This window comes from Vibrio sp. STUT-A11 (genome assembly GCF_026000435.1).
GTDB lineage: Bacteria > Pseudomonadota > Gammaproteobacteria > Enterobacterales > Vibrionaceae > Vibrio.
Map to the genome: position 1 here is coordinate 481085 of NZ_AP026764.1, position 21869 is coordinate 502953.

At 45.1% G+C, this 21869-nt stretch carries 14 protein-coding genes; 8 read left to right on the top strand and 6 right to left on the bottom strand.

Annotated features, from left to right (window positions below; genetic code table 11):
* Positions 1 to 279 precede the first annotated feature (279 nt).
* The 4 genes from putP to OO774_RS17750 all read right to left on the bottom strand — a co-directional run bounded on the left by putP (position 280) and on the right by OO774_RS17750 (position 6974).
* Positions 280 to 1773, bottom strand: coding sequence for a sodium/proline symporter PutP (gene putP, locus OO774_RS17735; RefSeq protein WP_264907981.1), 1494 nt, complete (start codon positions 1771 to 1773; stop codon positions 280 to 282).
* Between the two features lie 136 nt (positions 1774 to 1909).
* On the bottom strand, positions 1910 to 2617 hold the full coding sequence (locus tag OO774_RS17740) for a 1-pyrroline-5-carboxylate dehydrogenase (protein WP_264907983.1): 708 nt from the start codon (positions 2615 to 2617) through the stop codon (positions 1910 to 1912).
* Between the two features lie 11 nt (positions 2618 to 2628).
* Entirely contained in the window at positions 2629 to 5775 is a 3147-nt protein-coding gene (gene putA, locus OO774_RS17745) for a bifunctional proline dehydrogenase/L-glutamate gamma-semialdehyde dehydrogenase PutA (protein ID WP_264907984.1), read from the bottom strand.
* A 380-nt stretch (positions 5776 to 6155) separates the two neighbouring features.
* Positions 6156 to 6974: an AraC family transcriptional regulator gene (locus tag OO774_RS17750; RefSeq protein ID WP_264907986.1), complete on the bottom strand. Its 819-nt coding sequence runs from the start codon at positions 6972 to 6974 to the stop codon at positions 6156 to 6158.
* 760 nt (positions 6975 to 7734) lie between these two features.
* On the opposite strand from OO774_RS17750, the gene OO774_RS17755 reads away from it, so the two are divergent.
* The gene (locus tag OO774_RS17755; protein WP_264907988.1) at positions 7735 to 8454 is read left to right on the top strand and encodes a helix-turn-helix transcriptional regulator; all 720 of its coding nucleotides are present in this window, start codon (positions 7735 to 7737) and stop codon (positions 8452 to 8454) included.
* Positions 8455 to 8522: 68 nt separating this feature from the next.
* Here the strand turns inward: OO774_RS17755 and pdxH are convergent, their stop codons facing one another.
* On the bottom strand, positions 8523 to 9158 hold the full coding sequence (pdxH, locus tag OO774_RS17760; protein WP_014235106.1) for a pyridoxamine 5'-phosphate oxidase: 636 nt from the start codon (positions 9156 to 9158) through the stop codon (positions 8523 to 8525).
* A 278-nt stretch (positions 9159 to 9436) separates the two neighbouring features.
* On the opposite strand from pdxH, the gene OO774_RS17765 reads away from it, so the two are divergent.
* The 7 genes from OO774_RS17765 to OO774_RS17795 all read left to right on the top strand — a co-directional run bounded on the left by OO774_RS17765 (position 9437) and on the right by OO774_RS17795 (position 19948).
* Complete coding sequence (locus OO774_RS17765; protein WP_264908732.1) at positions 9437 to 11287, top strand: ATP-binding protein; 1851 nt, start codon at positions 9437 to 9439, stop codon at positions 11285 to 11287.
* Complete coding sequence (locus tag OO774_RS17770; RefSeq protein ID WP_264907992.1) at positions 11280 to 12506, top strand: response regulator; 1227 nt, start codon at positions 11280 to 11282, stop codon at positions 12504 to 12506. Before OO774_RS17765 ends, OO774_RS17770 begins: the two co-directional genes overlap by 8 nt.
* Positions 12507 to 12673: 167 nt before the next feature.
* Positions 12674 to 14065: an HlyD family type I secretion periplasmic adaptor subunit gene (locus tag OO774_RS17775; RefSeq protein WP_264907994.1), complete on the top strand. Its 1392-nt coding sequence runs from the start codon at positions 12674 to 12676 to the stop codon at positions 14063 to 14065.
* Positions 14066 to 14191: 126 nt separating this feature from the next.
* A complete protein-coding gene (locus OO774_RS17780) occupies positions 14192 to 14875 on the top strand; it encodes a transglutaminase-like cysteine peptidase (RefSeq protein WP_264907996.1) in 684 nt (227 codons plus the stop codon).
* A gap of 5 nt (positions 14876 to 14880) precedes the next feature.
* On the top strand, positions 14881 to 16794 hold the full coding sequence (locus OO774_RS17785; RefSeq protein WP_264907998.1) for an EAL domain-containing protein: 1914 nt from the start codon (positions 14881 to 14883) through the stop codon (positions 16792 to 16794).
* A 14-nt stretch (positions 16795 to 16808) separates the two neighbouring features.
* Positions 16809 to 18923, top strand: a complete 2115-nt coding sequence (locus OO774_RS17790; protein ID WP_264908000.1) for a type I secretion system permease/ATPase — start codon at positions 16809 to 16811, stop codon at positions 18921 to 18923.
* Positions 18924 to 19357: 434 nt separating this feature from the next.
* Positions 19358 to 19948: a mechanosensitive ion channel family protein gene (locus tag OO774_RS17795; RefSeq protein WP_264908002.1), complete on the top strand. Its 591-nt coding sequence runs from the start codon at positions 19358 to 19360 to the stop codon at positions 19946 to 19948.
* A gap of 284 nt (positions 19949 to 20232) precedes the next feature.
* Here the strand turns inward: OO774_RS17795 and OO774_RS17800 are convergent, their stop codons facing one another.
* Positions 20233 to 21858, bottom strand: coding sequence for an ABC transporter substrate-binding protein (locus OO774_RS17800; RefSeq protein WP_264908004.1), 1626 nt, complete (start codon positions 21856 to 21858; stop codon positions 20233 to 20235).
* Positions 21859 to 21869: the final 11 nt, after the last annotated feature.

Genomic DNA, 21869 nt, shown 5'->3' on the forward strand with positions numbered 1-21869 from the left:
GTCAACTACTGTAAAACAACGACAGATACCACATAACTAGCTGTTGAATATAACTATTTTAAAAACCACACCAAAGCTAACCGAAAAAATCCTCCGGTTCGATACGACTTTAAATGAAAGATTCACACGATTAATGACATAGAACGGTAAGTTAGCATTCTCTATTACCCGCAAGAAACAAACCCGTGCTTAAGAAAAGGAAAAGTCCTGTTGTGAATTTCGGACAAAAATAAAGCCCGCTTTGAAGCGAGCTTTATTGGTTTTACCTATTGCGAGAAATTAGTCTAAATCGATTAATTTCTGTTTGTATGACTTGTGTTGCTCCAATACGTCATGCGCTGCGCCACCCGTCATTTTACTTACTACAAAGATAGCCAGTGTAGAGAAGATGATTCCCGGTACGATTTCGTACACATCGAACCAACCGCCAGATAGCTGTTTCCATACCACGATAGTCACACCACCAATCAGAATACCAGCCAGAGCGCCGTGACGGTTCATACCGCTCCAGTAAAGGCTAAGCACTACTGCTGGGCCAAATGCGGCACCAAAGCCTGCCCAAGCGTAAGATACAAGTCCTAGTACTGAGCTGTCTGGCGTCATTGCCAAGAACAGAGCAAGCAGAGAAATCAGGATCACGCCTACACGGCCAACCATTACGATTTCTTCTGAAGAAGCGCCTGGTTTAAATACTTGCTTGTAGAAATCTTCTGCTAGTGCTGAAGAAGAAACAAGAAGCTGGGAGTCAGCCGTACTCATTACCGCTGCAAGAATCGCTGCAAGCAGGATACCCGCGATAACTGGGTGAAATACTGTGTTAACCAATAGCATGAAGATTTTCTCTCCATCCTCTAATTGAACACCAGAATGACCGCCAACCCATACAAGGCCAACAAGACCTACAAGCATTGCGCCTGCCATTGAAAGCGCTGTCCAACCAACTGCGATACGGCGTGCTGTTGTCAGATCTTTATTTGAACGAGTCGCTTTAAAACGCGCCAGGATGTGAGGCTGACCGAAGTAACCCAGACCCCAAGCTGCCAGAGAGATGATCGCGATAGCCGATAGTGGCTCACCTTTCACATCATTCCAAAGCGTTAATAGTTCAGGGTTGATGCTATGCATATCTGATGAAAGCTGGCTTAACCCACCGTCCATCACGGCAACAGGAACGATCATCAGTGCTGCTGACATCAATAGGCCTTGCACCAAGTCTGTCCAAGATACCGCAAGGAATCCACCGAATAGTGTGTAAGAAACCACACATACCGTGCCGATGACAACCGCATAGGTGTAATCTAGACCGAATACTGTTTCAAACAATTTGCCCCCTGCTACCAAGCCTGAGCTGGTGTAGAAAAGGAAAAATAGAAGAATGAAAAACGCAGAGATTGTCTGGATCAGTTTTGAATTGTCGTTGAAGCGACGTGACAGGAATTCTGGCAAGGTTAATGCGTCAGTCTGGATACTGTAAGTACGCAGACGCTTTGCACTGATTAACCAGTTCGCCCATGTACCAACAAGTAAACCACCGGCTAACCAGAAAGCCTCAAAACCTGCTGCATATGCGTACCCTGGCAAACCCAAAAGTAGCCAACCACTCATGTCTGAAGCACCTGCAGATAATGCAGCAGGCCATGGACCCAGGCTACGGCCACCCAGGAAGTAATCCGATGAGTTGGAAGTCCTCTTATACGCAATAACGCCAATGGCAACCATGATTAATAAATACGCCACAAAAGTGGACGTGATAGCAAAGCTATTTTCTATCATTTGATAGTCCTCGTTATAATTATTTCCTTCCTTGTCTTCTTTGATATTTTGCCGTCTCAGCAATACGTCAAAGTAACAGACACCAACCCAAAACTAGTCTCAGGAGCGTTGTTTCAAATTGGTGTCGCAAGTCAGGTTAGTGAGTTTCGTTCCCCAGCTCGAGTAGAGTTGCGTTACCACCCACCGCGGTAATATTTATCGTTCGAGTACGCTCAGTAATAAAGCGTAACGACAGATGAGGATCGTGAGCCAATTTCGGTGACTCTAAATCCGTTTCAGAAACTAAGCCGACGATGGCACCATCGCGCTTAGCCAGTTGAAGATTGAGCGCATGCTCAACCTTAGAATGCCCAACATAACCCACACTACGTACATCACTCTCAAGCAACGGTGCTGAGGCGTCATACGCAACTACCTGGACTAAGTTAGATGGGAGGTTTGTCGACGATACCGCTTGTGTAACCAGTTGGTTTAGTTCGATATTGTCGCTGCAAATCACAACACTGTTGCCAGCAATTAAGGCACAGGTGATCATTGCAAAGGCACTGTATAACGCGTTAGTCGTATTTTCGGTGTTGTTTTCACAAATCACCAAAGCTACGCCACGACCTGCGGCATACAGCTCGTTAGTTTCACCAGTAGGCCCTACTAACTGATGAGTTTCTGCAAGAAGTGCTGACGCCTGTTGCAAATGGTATGAAACCACTTTTGCTACGGTGGCATTCTGCCCTTCTAGTGCAGATTTAAATGCCAGCGCGTGCTCGCATTTGTAATCAAAATCGGTCAGATTCCACTGTTCCCACGCAGAAAATGCATCTTTAAAATATGTGATCTGATGAACCATAATGCGACTCCTTATGCGTTCTCTGCTTGAGCAACTATTTGTTGAGCAAGAACTGGTTGAGTAAAGCGGTACAAGTAGTGAGGACCACCAGCTTTAGGGCCAGTACCAGACAAGCCTTGACCACCAAATGGTTGAACACCAACGACGGCACCAACTTGATCTCGGTTGATGTAGCAGTTACCAACACGAGCGTGTTTTTCAATCCAACGGTAAGTGGTTTCGTTACGACTATGGATACCCATGGTCAGACCAAAACCCGTTTGGTTGATTTGCTCAACAACGTTTGGTAATTCAGACGCTTTAAAGCGAACAATGTGTAGAATTGGACCAAATTGCTCTTCTTTCAGCACATCAATGCCCGAGATTTCAAACGCACTCGGTGACACAAAATCACCGTACTGACACGCTTCATTCAGGTTCAGCTCAGCCACTTTCTTCTGAGTTTTGCTCATTTGCTCAATGTGAGCCTGAAGTTTCTGCTTCGCATTTTGGTCGATAACCGGACCAACATCGATTTTATGTAGATACGGTAAGCCAACTTGCAGCTCATTCATCGCACCCTGGATAAGCGTGATGATTCGATCCGCAACGTCTTCCTGCACAAACAGTACACGTAGCGCAGAACAACGTTGACCAGCTGATGCAAACGCAGAACGAATAACATCACGCACAACCTGTTCTGGCAGTGCCGTACTGTCGACGATCATGGCGTTCTGACCGCCCGTTTCTGCGATAAACGGAACAGGTTTCGCCGTACGCTCGGCCAATGTCACGTTGATACGCTGCGCTGTTGCCGTAGAACCGGTAAATGCCACACCTGCAATCGCGTCGTGAGAAGTCAGAGCATGACCGATTTCACTACCGCGACCAGGAAGCAACTGAATCACACCTGCAGGGAAGCCAGCTTCCAGCATCAGTTCAATTGCACGCGCTGCAATCAAGCTGGTTTGTTCAGCTGGTTTCGCTACCACTGTGTTACCTGCAACCAGTGCAGCAGTGACCTGACCAAGGAAAATCGCCAGAGGGAAGTTCCATGGGCTGATACACACAAACACACCCAAACCTTCACGGCTCGAAATACGTTTAATACCGTCAAAGCCTTCTAGCTCAAATGGTTGTAGGTTTTGTGCTTGCTTAGCGTAGTAACGACAGAAATCCACCGCTTCACGAACTTCATCGATGCTGTCGTGAATGGTCTTACCCGCTTCCTTGTGACAAATAGCCACCAGCTCTGCGAGGTTTTCTTCCATTAAGTCAGCCAGCTTTTCTAAACACTGCGCTTTCTGCTCAATCGCGGTGCCTTTCCACTCAGGGAAAGCATTCTGTGCCGCCTGGATCGCTGCGGAAACATGATCAAGAGTAGCAAATGCCACTTTACCCACTTCAATGCGGCGATCGTATGGGGCAGTGATGATCTCTGCCGCATTATCCTTGATCATGCTTTCGGCAGAACGCTCACCATTGATCACTGGGCCAGCTACCCACTGATTTTCCATGAAGCTTTCAACTTGAGCTTCAAATGGCTTGGCTTCGCTGTCGATATCAACGTTCACACCGTAAGAATTCTTACGCTCAGGGAAAATACCTGATGGCATTGGGATTTTGTCGTTATGCAGAGTTTCAAAGCTAGTCAGCACATCAACAGGGTGATGTGTTAGCTCGTAAATAGGACAGCGAGCATCAACCAAACGGTGTACAAACGAACTGTTCGCACCGTTTTCTAACAGACGACGAACCAGGTAAGGAAGCAGGTCTGCATGGCTACCAACTGGTGCGTAGATGCGCACAGGCTGACCGTATTTTTCCATCACATGGTTGTACAGAGAATCGCCCATACCGTGCAGACGCTGGAATTCGTAATCTTTGTGCTCAGCCATGACTGCAATCGCCGTCACAGTATGCGCATTGTGGCTCGCAAACTGCGGGAAGATGTTGCCATGCACGCCTTCACTCAATAGGAATCGAGCACAAGCCAGGTACGCCACGTCTGTCGCTTCTTTACGAGTGTAAACTGGATAGTTGTCATAGCCAGCTTGTTGTGACCATTTAATTTCACTGTCCCAGTAAGCGCCTTTAACCAAACGTAGTGGGATAAGATCGCCCTGCTCTTTCGCTAACGCATTAATCCATACTAGTACAGGCAGAGCACGCTTCGAGTAGGCTTGAATAACAAGGCCAAACTTGCCCCAGCCTTTGACTAGGTCGCTGCGGTACACTTTCTCAAACAGTTTTAAAGACAGCTCAAGACGATCGGCTTCTTCTGCATCAATCGTAATCGCCACATCGACTTCAATCGCACGTTTTAGCAACTGCATTAACGAGTCGTACAACTCGGTCATGACACGCTCTTCGTTTGCAACTTCATAGCGTGGGTGCAATGCAGAAAGCTTAATAGAAATAGAAGGTGCCGGGCTGGTATCGCTACCGTAAGTCTCTCGACCTACCGCTTCGATAGCCATTAAGTAATCTTTGAAATATTTGTTCGCATCTGCGGTAGTTAGCGCCGCTTCACCCAACATATCAAATGAGTAAGTGAAACCTTTGTCGCGCATTGGGCGACCATTTTTTTGCGCTTCTTCAATTGTGCGACCACGAACAAACTGGTGACCCATGATCTTCATCGCCTGATACATGGCTTTACGAATCACAGGTTCAGAGAATTTGTTCACCAGACGGTTTACAGCCTGACTTGGGCTCTGGCTGCCTTTTTCACCAAGACCAACCACTTTACCCGTCAGCATAAGACCCCATGTTGACGCGTTAACGAAAACAGAGTCTGAGTTTTTCAGGTGAGATTTCCAGTCCGCAACGCTTAGCTTGTCTTTAATCAACGCATCAGCAGTCGCAGAATCAGGGATACGCATCAATGCTTCTGCAAGACACATCAGCAAGATACCTTCTTGTGTATCTAAGCTGTATTCCAGCAGCAGGGCATCAATCATCTGGATTGACTTCTTATCGGCACGAATGGCTTCGATAAGTTGGGTTGTTTGGATAGTGATCGCCGATTTTTCTTCCTCTGTCGGCGTCGCTAGCGGCAACAATTGCTCTAGCCATTGAGACTCGTCCACCATATACAATGGCGAGATCAGTGACCACAACTTATCAAGCGGCTGCTCGATAAACTCCGGTGTCAACACGTTTGTAGCTGTAAACATGTGTGTTCCTCAATCTCACTCCTCGAAAACCGCTTCGAGGATCATCAATGGCTGGCAGTGTATTTTGAGGCCGACAAGAATACTTGTCAAAAACTACGGTATTTTTGCTAAAAACTCGCTTTTATAACAAAACATCCACACAATCACGCTCAAATAGGTAATATTTTGTATTGGAAATTTTCATTTTTCTGGTTTATTAACAACAAAAATCCAACGATATCAATAATATTGTTCGCAAGCTTACCGCTCAAATGGAATAACCCAGGACAGATTGATGATTTAAAGTACAACTCGATGAGAAATGAAGTAAAAAGAGATCTAAATCACAATAATAAAAAAACAAAAACCATGCTTAAATCATGGTCTTGAGTGAGAAATCTCTAATTATAACCAACTTGTTTCTTATATTGAGAAGGGGATAATCCCTGAAGACGAGTAAAAGTATGAGTGAAGGTACTTTGATTGGAGAAGCCGGTGAACTCAGCAATTTGACCGAGTGATAGCTGGCCTCGATTAATTAACTCTCGCGCCATATCAATCCGTTTGCCTAAAACATACTGATGAGGCGTAATCCCCATCTGCTCTTTGAACAAACAGTGGAACTGACTTTCACCCAAGAACACTCGACCAGCCAATTGCGCAACACTGATCTTGTGGCTTAAATGCTGCTCGATATAGCGATCGATCGCTTCCAGATCAAAACGGGATTCTTTGCGGCTGGTTTCAAAAGCGGAGATATGGCGCTGCATCAGTGCGATGACCGTATCATTACAAGCACGGCTCAATAACAGATCTTCTGGGTGGCTGCGCATTTCCTGGACCAGCATCTGTATCAGCTTCTGAATTTGACTATCTAGCTTGAAGTACAGGTGCGAACGCTCCAAATTGTTGAGTTTATCCAACATTTCCGGATCATCATTGGTTGGTTTTGGCATATTGAGTACCAAAATATCTGACTGATTTATCACTCCTCCGAAAGCATGATCAGAGCTGGCGGTTACCACGCATCCCTGGCCCGGTCCAACGAGATTTCCCTGACCGCGCACTTCAAATTCAGCTTGTCCTTTCAATCCAATGACTATCTGAGTATAAGAATGATCATGGCATTCCATATAAGATGGAAGCGTGATCAGTTCTGCAGGACGAGGCAGTATACTTTCTTTATATAGTGGGGCTTTCGGGTTATCTGAATCAGTCATTTCGCACAGTCATCTTAAGCGTGAGGCTTACAATCACGCATGATATACCTTCTAGGGGCGCTTGCAAATCTTCCACGTATCAATCGGACAAGATCAAATCACTATGATCAACATGAATTACATGATCATAGTTCCGGAACGATGATCATGCGAGCTCAAACTACGGTTAATAGCAAACCAATTTTAACAATAAAAACTGATACATAGCGAGAGTCAATGAATATCACCGCCATTATCAGCAAAGATCCTACTTTGAGATCCGAAGCTCATTCACACTCATCCTCCGGAGTGGCAAGTCAACGACAAGGACTTTATTCAATTGGTACGCACAGAGGGATTTCCCCCCTTACTAATATTCTACCGATTCAATACATTAGTCCGTGAACTTTAGGGAACATCCCCCTTTAGCTCTAGGTATCTCGTTGATACCTCTGATTCACCTAGCAGGCCCTCGCTATGTGAGTTAGAACCTCTTCTACAAGTCAATAAGATTAATATCTTGTGTTGCCAGCCCGTCTTCAGGCTGGCTTTTTTTATTTGCATGAAAACAATAGCATAAGCTGATACTATATTGACCACTTAACTGTATCCTCGCGTCAACTATCACTCTGAGTAATCTTAATCACGCTAATCTCAGCGCTAAGTAGCCATAGCGAAACAACGAAAGCATGATCAAGGGAATCTCTTAATGTATAGATAAAAACTGCGACGTGAACTTATTAGCCTGTAACAACTCAGGCAGAGATTAGTGAGTCCTTTTGTGAATATCCCAGCCAACAACATAGAACAATCGCTTCTTCGACAACTTCCCGGTTGTTGGGGATGCAAAGATAAAAATTCCGTGTTCCGTTACGTTAATCAGGAGTATGCCGAGCTAATAGGCCATACCAGCCCCGAACATTGTATTGGTAAGACTGACTTCGACATGCTAAGCCCAACCACTGAGTGTGCAACAGAGTTTCAACGTCAGGATAAATACGTTATGGAGACTGGTGAGTCATTAAAAATCCTTGATATTCATCCTTACCCAGACGGACACTGGCGCGCCCACATTTTCACTAAAACACCTTGGCGAGATGAGCAGGGAAATACGCTGGGTACCATCTTTTATGGACGCGAACTGACCGACACGGCAGTTATCGAAGTTGGCTATTGGGTTTGCCGAGCGGTCGAAACCGATCCTAATCAGCAATCCATATTCCGTTTCTCGAATCTAAACTCCAAGGCCGTGACACTCACCAAGCGTGAGCAAGAAACGCTTTTCTTGTTACTTTACGGCAAGAAACCGCAGTTCATTTCTCAAGTAATGGGGATTTCCACAAAAACAGTTGAAGGTCATGTCGCTCGCCTGCGCAATAAATTTGATGCGAACAGCAAAAATGAGTTGATAGACAAAGCAATGGAGGCTGGGTATGGATCAGTGGTACCGAAGACGTTACTCAAACATCAGCTTTCTGTTGTTCTTAATGGCGACAGATAAAAGTAGCTGATAACAAAACACCGCCGGTGTGGCGGTGTCTTTCAGTCAAATAGCCTGATGTCGATGAACTATGGCGCTAAGCGATCGATGTCCCACTTTCCATCATGTTGCGAAAACAAGAAACGATCATGCAGACGGTGCTCCCCACCTTGCCAAAACTCAATGCTTTGCGGTTTCACTCGGAAGCCACCCCAAAATGACGGCACTGGAATTTCGCCTTTGGCAAACTTTTGCTTTAGCTCTAGGAACTTACCTTCGAGTACGCCACGAGCCGAAATACGACTGCTCTGCTTACTGGCAATCGCAGCAAGTTGACTTTCTTTAGGGCGAGAAGTGAAGTATTTCATGTTTTCCATCGCGGTGAGCTTTTCGGCAACGCCAGTGATGTGAACTTGTCGTTCAAGTGGGTGCCAAGGAAAATGCAGACTGATGTTGCTGTTATGCTCAAGTTGCTGGGCCTTACGGCTACCCAGGTTGGTGTAAAACACAAAGCCATTTTGATCGACATTTTTCAGCAGCACAATACGCTGAAACGGCATGCCATTCTCATCAACCGTTGCCACCGTCATTGCGGTAGGATCAGTTAACCCCGCTTCAACCGCTTGCTGCAGCCACAGGTTAAATTGATCAATAGGATCCGCCGCCAAATCTTTACGACGCAGACCACCTTTCGTGTATTCACGACGAATATCAGCAAGTTCCATCTTTACTCCTTCACTATTTTTTGTCGATTGTGCTCTCGATAATAAGGAAATACAAGGTCATCCATCGTTATGTCTCGTAATCGCTACGCCTCACAGCATCATCAGATACCTTCTGATAAACTAGGCCTCAAGTGAACTATTTACCTTAATATCTTTAAGATGCAGGGAATACATCGAGACTATCAGAATCAATTATGATTGATTCATTCATCCCGCGTCTGAACCCAAAAACTCTCGCCGCCCCAATTAGGGATAGCGTTATAACTGGTGAGCCAAACGTGAACTTACTCAATCCCAAAGCACTTCGCCACTTTTTATTACTCCTGTTTGCTGTTGGTCTCACAGGGCTTGCTCTTACTCATCATTACGCAACTCAGTATCAACATGATCAATGGCAGCATAATCTCGAAAACCAAGCCTCTCTGGTATCGCAAGAAGTCGACTACGAACTGGCTAAATTTGAGCAAATTCCCAATCTGTTAAGCCACGACCCAAGATTGCTCAAAGCGGTACAGCAAGGCACCGCGTCTGATGAGCTTAATGTATTGCTGGAAAACTGGTTAAAACAAAGCTTAGCGGATACGATTTATGTGCACGACAGCACGGGGTTGGTCATTGCATCAAGCAACTATCGGCAATCGGATTCGTTTGTCGGTTCCAGTTTCAGTTATCGCCCCTACTTTCAAAATGCGCGACGCGGACAAACGGCTCAATATGTCGGCTTGGGCGTTCGCTCGAATAAACGCGGTTACTTTTTCTCGTCACCACTTTGGGTCGATGACCACGTCGCGGGCGTAATTACCGTTAAAGTGAATCTGGAACAGTTGGAAAAGCGACTGGCTCAAAACGGTACCGATGTTTTGATTGCAGACAAACATAATGTTGTCTTCATGAGTAACTTGCCCGAGTGGCGCTACAAAGCGCTGTACCCTTTGACCCCAGAAGCGGTTGATGCGCTGACTCAAACCCGACAGTATGGTGATACCCTGCCAAAGTATAACGGGGCACTTACTGCGCAAAGTAATGCCGTCGACTTCTCAGGCAACCAGCTTTTGTTGTCGCCAAATTATCTCGCTTATGCAACCGAGCTGTTAGACAAAGGTTTTCGAGTTATCGCACTGATAAATCAAGATACCGTTCTTGCAGCTGTTCTACAGGCTGATGCCGTTTATCTGATCCTTTACGCTCTCATCGCTTTGATTGCACTTGCCTGGTTTCAAATGCTGGTCAACAAAGCTCATCTGGCGAATCTCAATGTCAGTTTGGAAGAAAAAGTGGTTCAACGAACGGTTGTGTTAAGCGAAGCGAATCAAAAACTGCAACAAACCATCCGCCAATATGAACAGAGCCAGCAAGAGCTTAAACAAACACAGCAGGAGTTGACCCAAGCGGCGAAACTGGCGTTGTTAGGCGAGCTTTCGGCCAGCATCAATCATGAAATAAACCAGCCTTTAGCCGCATTGAGAACTTACACAGAGAACTCCCAACGTCTACTGGTACTCGAACGCTACCCGATGGTCACCGAAAACTTAGACAAGATGTTGACTCTGAATGACACCATTGCCGAAGTCATTGCTCGGCTCAAAGTTTTTACCCGTAAAACGGATCAGAGCCCTCACAGTGAAGTGTCGATACTGCATGATGCCGTGCACAATGCCACCAGCATCTTAAGTAACAAACTGATTAAGCAGGGTGTCACGTTGAAAGTGCCCGAGATCGATAACAGTTTGCGATTAGCTATTCACAGTGTTGAGTTGGAGCAAGTCTTGATCAATATCTTTCACAATGCCGCGCAAGCAATGGATGGTTATTGTATCGATCCGCAAATTTCGATTGCCGTTCAATGCGATGACTCGAGCTGTGACATTCTGATTTCTGATAATGGCCCAGGTATGTCCGACGAGGGATTAGCGAAAGTCTTCGACCCATTTTTTACGACTAAACCAGAAGGGTTAGGGCTAGGTTTGACCATTTCTAAACGTATTTTAGAGAGCTATCAGGGTTCACTCAGCGCCTTTAACCATAGCAGTGTCACATCAGAGCAACGCGGCGGTATGACCTTTGTGATAAGCATTCCAATGATCCAGCAATACACAGCCACCCAATTGATGGAAAACGATCATGCATAACCCAGTTTTCTTCGTCGACGATGAACCTCATATTCGAGATGCCGTTTCTCAGGCATTACTTATCGAAGGGATAGAAATAACCTGTCTGCCAAATGCAGTCGAAGCCTTACGCGTGATCGACCCAAACGCTCCTGCCGTCATCATCACTGATATTCACATGCCTGTGATGGACGGGCTGGAATTCATGCGCATGTTACTTGGCAAGAATAAGCACTTTCAGTTTATCGTCTTAACCGGGCACGGCGATGTCAAAACGGCGGTTGAAGCGATGAAAAGTGGTGCGTACGACTTTCTGGAAAAACCCTTTTCAACCGATCAGTTAATGAAGTCGCTCAATAATGCCGACGATAAACTCAATCTACTGCAAGAAAATATCTGGCTGAAGAAAGAGCTCGACATGCAAACGCATGTAGGTCCTAAAATGATCGGACACAGTAAAGCCATGGTCCACATCCGCCGCTTCCTCATTAGCGTACCGACGAGCCAACCGTTGATATTCATTGGTGAAGATGGCACAGGTCGTAGGCTCGCGACACAATTTGCTCATGATATACATGCGACTGCCGACAGCGAATTGATTGCCGTCTCTGGAGAAGATTTACAAGAGCTTTCTATAGATGCGTTAGATAAAACCATTCAACATTTAACCGAAGGGAAAAGTCACTGCAGTTTATATCTATACAGCGCGGAAAACCTCTCTTTGGATCAGTGGCAAAGCCTATTTAATCATCCCAGACTCGAACGTGTATTCGGTGCCGCGACCCACGTAGAGAAAGACATAAAAAATATGGCCACACTGATTCACTTACCTACATTGGATGAGCGTAAAGAAGACATCGGCCCACTGTATAAACACTTCGTGCGTCATGCAGCAAGTCGCTACCAACTGCAACCACCACATATCAGCCTTGATGAAGTCAAATACATTACTGAGTTGTCATGGCCTGAAAACATCAAACAACTGCGTCGCTTTGCTGAATTGCGTGCACTGAAACCCGATACCTTTCGTATCGAAGATTGGAATAGCAACAAAAGCATCGAAATTCAGAGTATGACCCAACGCACAGAACACTTTGAATATTGTCTATTAATTGATGCATTACAACGGCACAGAGGCAGACTTAAAGAGGTTCAACTAGAATTACAGGTATCACGCAAGACCTTGTACGACAAACTAAAAAAACATCAGCTGGACAAAGCAAAGTTCAAGGTACTGTAGCGGCGGGAAATCACCTCCATGCCATAGGGAAGAACAGTGTAACGCTAGTTGATGAGCAGGCCAGCAACCCTAGCTACTGATTGAGTCGAAGTAACACGAGAATAAAAAACATAACCGAACCGTAATTAGATCAAAAATATAATGAGCCATTGTGATCAGGGAATGTGATGGGCCAAAATAATTACAGCAAACTCAGCACTGACGAATTGGATTTTGTCGACGATAAAACCGCCGCTTTGCTTCTCAATACCCCCAATAGCGCGCGTTTAATGCTTTGGGTAATGGTGTTTTTTTTCATTACCGCGATTGCATGGGCGTCTTGGGCGCAAATCGATAAAGTGACCATTGGTCACGGCAAGGTGATTCCTTCGTCTCAAATCCAGGTTGTACAAAACCTAGAAGGCGGCTTGGTCAAAGAAATTTTGGTAAAAGAAGGTCAGCAGGTCGAAAAAGGTCAGCAACTCCTGTTAATTGACGATACCCGGTTTCGATCTGATTTCCGTGAACGAGAACAGCAAGTCGCGAACTTAACCGCCTCCGTTCTGCAACTTTCGGCTTCGATCAGCAGTGTGGAGGTCAATCGAGATTTCGATACAGGGAACTGGCGACAAAGCGTCGTACTGGATTATGGCAAACTCACCTTTCCACCCTTATTAGAAGAAAAACAGCCACAACTGGCCCAGCGCCAAAAAGCGGAATACCGCGAAAACTTAGATAATCTGCGTAACCAGCTTTCCGTTATCGATCAACAAGTGCAACAAAAACAGCAAGACCTTGTCGAGATCGAAGCTCGAGTACGAAACTTGCGTCAAAGCTATCAATATGTGCGCAAAGAGCTCGATATTACCAAACCCCTGGCAGACGAAGGGGTAGTGCCACGCATTGAACTGTTAAAACTGCAACGTCAGGTTAATGATACTCGCCGAGAAATGACCTCTAGCGAACTGAAAATTCCGGTGCTCAAATCCGCGTTGAGAGAAGCCATGCTCAAACGTATTGAAGTTGCACTACAGTTTCGCTCAGAGCAACAAGAAAAACTCAATAATGCACAAGACCAACTTTCAGAGTTAGTTGAGTCGGCGGTAGGTTTGGAAGATAGGGTCAATCGCACCGTAGTCAACTCGCCAGTTACTGGCAAAATAAAAACATTGAACATTAATACCGTCGGCGGTGTTATTCAGCCAGGAATGGATATCGTCGAGATTGTTCCAACCGAAGATACATTATTGGTTGAAGCAAAAATTGCCCCTAAAGACATCGCATTTCTGCGCCCGGATCTCCATGCCATAGTGAAGTTTACCGCCTATGACTTTACCAAGTACGGTGGTTTGGAAGGGGAACTCGAGCATATCAGCGCGGACACGACTCAAGATGACGAAGGCAACAGCTTTTATATCGTCCGTGTACGTACAGAAAAAACCAACTTTGGTCAGGATGCCGATTTACCGATTATTCCCGGTATGACGGCATCCGTCGATATCATTACCGGAAAGAGAACGGTGTTGGAATACTTGCTAGAGCCTATTTTGAAAGCCAAAACCAATGCGTTAAAAGAATAGACAATACGGGGCACTCTAAGCTCACACTGAATTAACCACGACATAGCTTGTAAGTTGTTAAATAAAAAGTAATTAATTCTCACAGACGAACTCATTATAAGAGTACACTTGTGACGTAAATCTAATATGCAACCCATTTTTACACGTAAAGTCACATTACTATTGAGCTTAAGTTGCCTTTCGATCCAAATTGGCGCGTTAGACAAAGAAGAGCAGCAATGGGTCGACAAGGTATCAGCCATATACGGCGAACGAGCTGGAGCGCGTGTCAGTACATGGAGAAATACACTGACCCAACTAAGCTACGTCGATACCCAAGAGAAACTCGCGGGTGTGAACCGCTTTTTTAATCAATTGTATTTCGTTGACGATAAAATACTTTGGGGCGAGACGGATTACTGGGCAACGCCACTCGAATTGTTAGGAAGTAATGCTGGAGACTGTGAAGATTTCACCATTGCGAAGTATTTCTCATTACTCGAGCTTGGGGTGCCTGACTCTAAGATGCGTTTGGTGTACGTTAAAGCCAATGAATTGGATCAGTTTCATATGGTATTAGCCTATTACCCGACGGCCAGTGCAGAGCCGCTCATTCTCGACAACCTTAATACAGAAATTGTCAGAGCCTCTAAGCGCCACGACTTGCTACCGATTTACAGCTTTAATGGTACAAACCTGTGGTTAATAAAATCTTCTGCTGGTAATGGAGAACTGGCAGGGAAAGCCTCTCGTTTGAGCCTTTGGAATGACTTACGTTCACGCGAACGTAAGTTACAGTTAAAAAAACCTAAAATTAATTATGACGAGTGAAAAACATGACCCTTTATAAGAAGCTAGTAGTGGGAATGGTTACGGTCTTTGTACTCTTGATGACATCAGTACTCGTAATCGAATTCAATACTACTCGAACCAGTCTGGAGCTACAGCAGCGTTCAGAGGTCAACAACACCATAAATACTGTTGGTTTGGCGTTAGCGCCTTACTTAAAAGATAAAGATAAGGTTGCCGTTGAGTCGGTAATTAATGCTCTGTTCGATGGCAGCTCCTATTCGGTTGTTCGTTTGACATCGCTTGACTCTGATTACCAAATCGTACGCTCTTACCCAATCAAACCGAGCGCAGTACCGCAATGGTTTATCAACTTAAACCTGTTTAAAGCGATTCATGATAAACGTGTGGTGACCAGTGGTTGGATGCAGCTTGCCGAAGTGGAAATTATCAGCCATCCTGGTGCTGCCTATGAACAGCTATGGAAAGGATTCACAGATCTATTATCCGCGTTCAGTCTTCTCTTCTTGGCTGGCTTGATTGCTATTTCCTACATTTTACGACGTTCACTCAAACCATTAGCGGCAATCGTACAGAAAATGCGTGACATCGCGAACAACCAGTTTGGAGAGCCGCTTACACGCCCTAAAACCAAAGACCTGATAGCCGTCGTAGATGGTATCAACACCATGTCGGCTCAAATTGAGTTGTCATTTAAAGAGCAGGCGAAAGAAGCGCAGCGTTTACGCGCTCAGGCTTATCTGGATCCAATTTCCAAATTGGGTAATCGCTCGTTTTATATGAATCAAGTTGACCAATGGTTAGCGGAAGAAACACAAGGGGGTATCGCGCTACTCCATGCAGAATATATTGGCGATATTTACGAGACGAAAGATTACCAACGTGCAGACGCTCACGTGAAAGAACTCTCTCAACGTCTGAAAAATACCATTGACGTACAAGGAGCGACGATTGCCCGCCTTTCCAGTGACGAATTTGGTCTTCTTTTCCCCCATATGGATGAGAGCGAACTTCGCATTATGGCTGACAGTATCGTGAACTGCGTTAATGGCTTAAACACCGACCCAACAGGTCTTGCTAAGCCGAAAGCGGCACTAGGCGTGGCCCACAACAAAGAGCACAAGACTCACTCTGAAATTCTATCCATGGTTGATAATGCCCTGTCGAAAGCGAAAGCTCAGCCAGAAAAACCTTACGGATTCATCGGCAGCGATTCACCTTCAAATCTAATGGGTAAACAGCAGTGGAAAGCTCTGGTTGAAGAAGCCATTCACAGTGAGTGGGTCAACTTCCGTTTTCAGGCGGCCAAAAATACTTGGGGCAAGGTATTCCACAATGAAGTATTTTCTAGTATTGAAAAAGATGGCGAAACGTTTCGTGCGAACCAATACTTGTTTGCACTTGAGCAGCTAGAAGCGACCAACATTTTCGATCAATTCGTGATTGAGTCAATGATCAACATGTTAGAGCGCGGAGAACTCAATGATCCTGTCGCGATCAACATTGCACAAAGTAGTTTATCTCAACCGTCTTTTATTCGTTGGACGACGAGTATGCTGGAGAAACACCCTGAAGTTGCATCTAAGCTACACTTTGAGATTCCAGAAGAGTGCTTTATTGAGCACCCTCATCACACCGCGCTGTTGTGTAATGCGATTAGACAGGCGGGAGCGATATTCGGTGTAGATAATTATGGTCGTAATTTCCAATCGCTGGAATACATTAAAGAGTTCCGCCCAAATTACGTGAAGCTCGATTATCTGTTCACTCATAAGCTACACGATGAAAAACAGAAATTTACACTGACATCAATCTCTCGTACTGCACACAATTTAGGTATCACCACCATTGCATCGCGTATCGAGACTCAAATCCAGTTGGATTTCCTTGCTGAGCATTTTGTTGAAGTATTCCAAGGATTTATTGTCGACAAAGAATAGAAGGTTGAACCACGATGAAAGACCCTTTGCTGAATTCGCTCATCTACGTTAGCCGTTACTATGGATTAGCTAACTCTCCCGAAGCACTTGTTAACGGACTGCCACTCTCAGAAGGCAAACTCACTCCGTTTCTGCTTCCCAGAGCAGCAGAGAGGGCTGGATTGGTCGCCAAAGAAAACCGTGGTGAGCTGGAGAGTATCTCCGGCTTAATACTGCCAACAATATTAGTGCTCAAAGGTGGTGATTCTTGTGTTCTGAATAGTTTCAGCCCAGAAACACAAGAAGCGGAAGTCACGACCTTGGAAAGTGGAATGGTCCCCATCTCCATTCCACTATCAGACTTACTTCAGCAGTATGCTGGGCGCTATTTTTTAGTCAAAAAACAGTTTCGTTTTGATGAACGCTCGCCTGAAGTACTCAAAACTAATCAAGGTCACTGGTTTTGGTCAACATTATGGCAATCAAAACGTATTTACCGAGATGTACTGATAGCCTCCCTACTGATCAATATATTCGCCATCGCGGCACCAATGTTTACCCGTCTGGTGTATGACAAAGTGATTCCCAACCTTGCCTTTGAAACCCTATGGGTACTGGCAAGTGGTGTATTGGTTGTCTTCTTGTTCGACTTTATACTCAAGACATTACGCAGCTATTTCATTGATGTCGCTGGTAAAAAATCCGACATTCTGATTTCCTCTAAACTGTTTAGCAAAGTAATGGGGATACGAATGGAATCCAAACCACCCTCGGTTGGCGCTTTTGCTCGCCACCTACAGGAGTTTGAATCAATTCGCGAATTCTTTACTTCGGCAACCATCAGTGCCCTCATCGACTTACCTTTTGCAATAATGTTTTTAGTCATCATTTGGCTAATGACAGGTAACCTCGTATTGGTACCTATGGTCGGTGTCATTATTTTGATTATTCACTCGCTGTTGATTCAAAAGCCGTTAAGGCGCTCGATAGAAGAAGGGACGCGTCTCGCCTCACAAAAATACGCTAATTTAATTGAAAGCCTCTCAGGTATAGAAACGGTCAAAATGCTCAGTGCGCAAAGCCAGTTCCAGTACCGATGGGAGGAAGCCGTTGCACACATGGCAAACTGGAATATCAAAAGCCGTCGTATTACAGACAGCATCCAAAACTCAGCGGGCTTTGTACAACAAAGTAGTAGTGTCGGGATGGTGATTTTTGGCGTTTATTTGATTGCAGAAGGCGAGTTAACGATGGGCGGCTTGATCGCGGCAACCATGTTGAGTGGACGTGCCATCAGCCCTATGATTCAGCTTTCTTTACTATCCGCTCGCTACAATCAAGCAAAGTCTTCAATGACCATCATCAATCAGGTCATGGATATGCCAGATGAGCAGGAAGAGGGAAAACGCTACATTCATCGTCCTGTTGTTCAGGGTAAAATTGAGCTTGAACGTGTCACCTTCCACTACCCGAACTCTCCTGTCGCATCGATTCGCGATTTAAGCCTGACCATCAACCCCGGAGAGAAAGTCGCGATTATCGGGCGTATAGGCTCAGGTAAGACAACATTAGAGCGTCTTATTATGGGGCTATATCAGCCGACAGAGGGACATGTGCGCATTGATGATACGGACATAGCTCAACTTCATCACGTTGATATACGTCGCAATATCGGCTGCGTACCACAAGATCCAACCTTATTCTTTGGTTCGATACGCGATAACATCACGTTTGGTCGTCCGCTGACAGATGATCGTGATGTCATGGACGCAGCGAATCGTGCAGGGGTAACGGCATTTACCCAATCCGATCCAGCGGGTTTAGAACGTCAGGTAGGCGAAGGTGGTGCGATGCTTTCTGGAGGGCAACGTCAGGCTGTTACGATCGCCCGGGCACTCTTAGGCCATCCTCCGGTGCTGCTAATGGACGAACCAACCAGTGCGATGGATAACCGTTCTGAAATGCATATAAAGCATCAGTTAGCCCAGTTGAAAGAGAATGAGACGTTGATTTTTATCACTCACAAGACCGCTATGCTCGACATTGTTGAGCGAGTCATCGTTATGGAAAAAGGTAGCATCATTGCGGATGGCCCAAAAGCACAGATACTGAATGATTTGAAACAAGGTAAAGTCCGTGCCATAGGCTAATAATTAAAAAGCTCGCTTGCCAATCCCCTTAAGCGGATGGTTTAGGGGGTACTTATCTGAAACCGAAATAGTTGATCTCTTCAAGAAAAACCCAAACAAGCACTAAGCCAACAATCAAAAACAACACCGCAATCGCTTTTTCGTCTTCTTCCATATACGCTATCTTATTCCCAACCCTGTTTGGTTATTCAGCCATTAACGTAAGCTTAATCAACGCAAATGATTTACTCTGATTACTTTAGATTAGCAGTAGAAAAGCGTTAATTCTGGGTGTCATGATGCGCTTCACTCGGTTCAATTACGGATATGAGAGATACATCAAATCCCAACCGAGATGTGAAATAGGGTTGAAGCAATTAAGTCAAAGATTTGTGATTACTTAGGGTAAAAAATCCGCTATAACAGCCGTTTGTTAGTATTATCGAGTCGAAGAAATGAATAATTGGATCCAATTAGATCAACTGAACCAGTATTTCAACGAGGGCTCTCTCGGATATAAGATGTTGATGGGCATCATTGTCCTGATCACTTACCGGATCCTGAAAAGAGTTGCCAACCGAGCCATCTTAAACTTGGCCTCATCGAAGGGAGTAAAGAAGGCGCGCCTAAGCTTCATTCAGCGCTGCTTTAACGTGGCACTGTTATTTCTGACCGCTTCCGTTTTTGCGATTGTCACCGGCATTGGTTACGGAGATGTGTCACTGTTTTTATCATCCATATTCGCGGTACTAGGTGTCGCGTTTATAGCCCAATGGTCGATCTTGAGTAATATCACTGCGAGCTTTTTGATCTTCTTCGTATTCCCATATCGCGTCGGGGACCGGATCAAAGTCGTTGATAAAGATGAAGACATCAGTGGTGAAATTCAAGAGATCAGCATGTTTCATGTGTTGATCAAACACGACAGCGGCAACCTAATCACTTATCCAAATAATCAGATCTTGCAGAAGGCGGTATTAAAACTGGCAAAAACCAAACCTGTCGCCAATAAAGCGAAGTCTCGAATTTATACCCGAAGAAAGTAATCACGCTCTTACCGTCCAGTCATATCTCGGTGGCTTGCTATAGAAATTATACCAACGCAAGTAAGAAAGTGGTCATACTTAATGATAGAGAACCAGAAAACAGGCATCAACCCATCCATGGGGCTTCGATTTGCCATCCATGGCAAATAGAGTTTGTTTATCGAACCCTGTTCCCTGACCAGTTAATTTTCCGGATTGGAATTAGCTATCGGATAGTCAAGCTGCGCCAAAACCTGATGTTGGATAAAATAACGCCCCGAGAGTTCTCTCTACGGGGCTTTTTATTATTTCTTGATATAGAGGTCTTTTGAATAAATACGGCCTTCTACGTTGTTCTTAGCAAAGCCACCAACGTTAGGACGGACTAGTCGCGCCTGCATGTAATAGTAAATTGGGGCGATAGGAACATCTGCCGCGATCAGTTTTTCGGCTTCATCGTAGTACGCCTGACGCTCTTTATCGTCTGTGGTCGCTAATGCGTTTTCCATTGCCTGATCGTATTCTTTGCTTTGGTAACGCGCAAAATTCCCTGAAGAATCCGATCGCAATAAACTCAAGAATGTCGACGCTTCATTGTAATCACCACACCAAGAGGCACGCATTACATCAAAATTGCCTTGTTTACGCGCCACTAAGTAAGATTTCCATTCTTGGTTTTCCAGCTCTACCTTCGCGTCTAAGTTTTCACTGAGCATAGAGGCTATGGCAACGGCAATCGCTTTATTTGACTCACTGGTGTTGTAAAGAAGTTTAAAATCGAGCGGTTTATCTTTTCCATAACCCGCCTCTTTTAATAATTGACGAGCTTTTTCATCACGCTGTAGCTGAGTCCATTTGCTGTACTCTGGCTGAGTCGCATCAAAACCCGCCGTATATTGGTGAGCAAATGTGTATGCGGGTAAGTTACCAACCTGGGTAACGCCATTGGTAATGACGTCTCTCATGATTGAATAAGACACGGCTTGGCGAACTCTGACATCATCGAACGGCGGACGCGTGGTATTAAACGCATAGTAGTACGTACAAAGTAGTGGCACTACCGTATACGCCCCTTGGTACTCTCGCTCAAGCTTCTGTGCCATATGAGTAGGTACATCAGAGGTGATATCCACTTCTCCAACCACATAGCGGTTAATCGAGGCATTTTGATTCTCGAACGGGATGTAAGTTACGTTAGTGAGCTGAGTGTCGTCTGCATCCCAGTAATTGGGGTTTTTCTTCAGTTCAATACGTTCATTGACGACCCATTTATCAAGCACAAATGCGCCATTACCTACAAATTGTTTCGGATCACTCCACGGCTTAACCCCCTGCTCCACTGTCGCTTTATGGACAGGCATCATTGATGTGTGACCTGTCATCGCTACAAAATATGGGACCTTAGCTTCAAGTTCGAAACGAAGTGTATAGTTATCTAACGCTTCAACACCCAGCTCTTCTACTGGTAGTTTACCTTCAGCCACATCGACAATATTCTTGATGCGTGTCATCTCAAGATACCAGACATTAGGCGACGCCAATTGAGGATCAACAGCCCGTCTTAACGCATAAACAAAATCGTCAGCCGTTACTGAATCGCCGTTTGACCATTTTGGATCTTTACGTAGATGGAAGACGAAAGTCTGGTTGTCTTCCGTTTCCCACGACTGAGCAACACCAGGTACAATATTGCCATTACGATCTTGAATAACCAGCCCCTCAAACAAGTCTCGCAATATGTGCATTTCTGGCATCCCTTCGGCTTTTGCCGGATCGAGAGTGGCCGCTTCTGCGTCATTAGCTCGCACTAAAACTTGCTCAGCAGCAAGTTGAATGTTTTCGGGTATCCCATCAGCAAATGCCGATGTCGTTCCAACAGAGGTTAAAAGAGAGGAAATAAGTAAAGTTATCGAGTGTTTTTTAATATCCATATCGTTTTAGT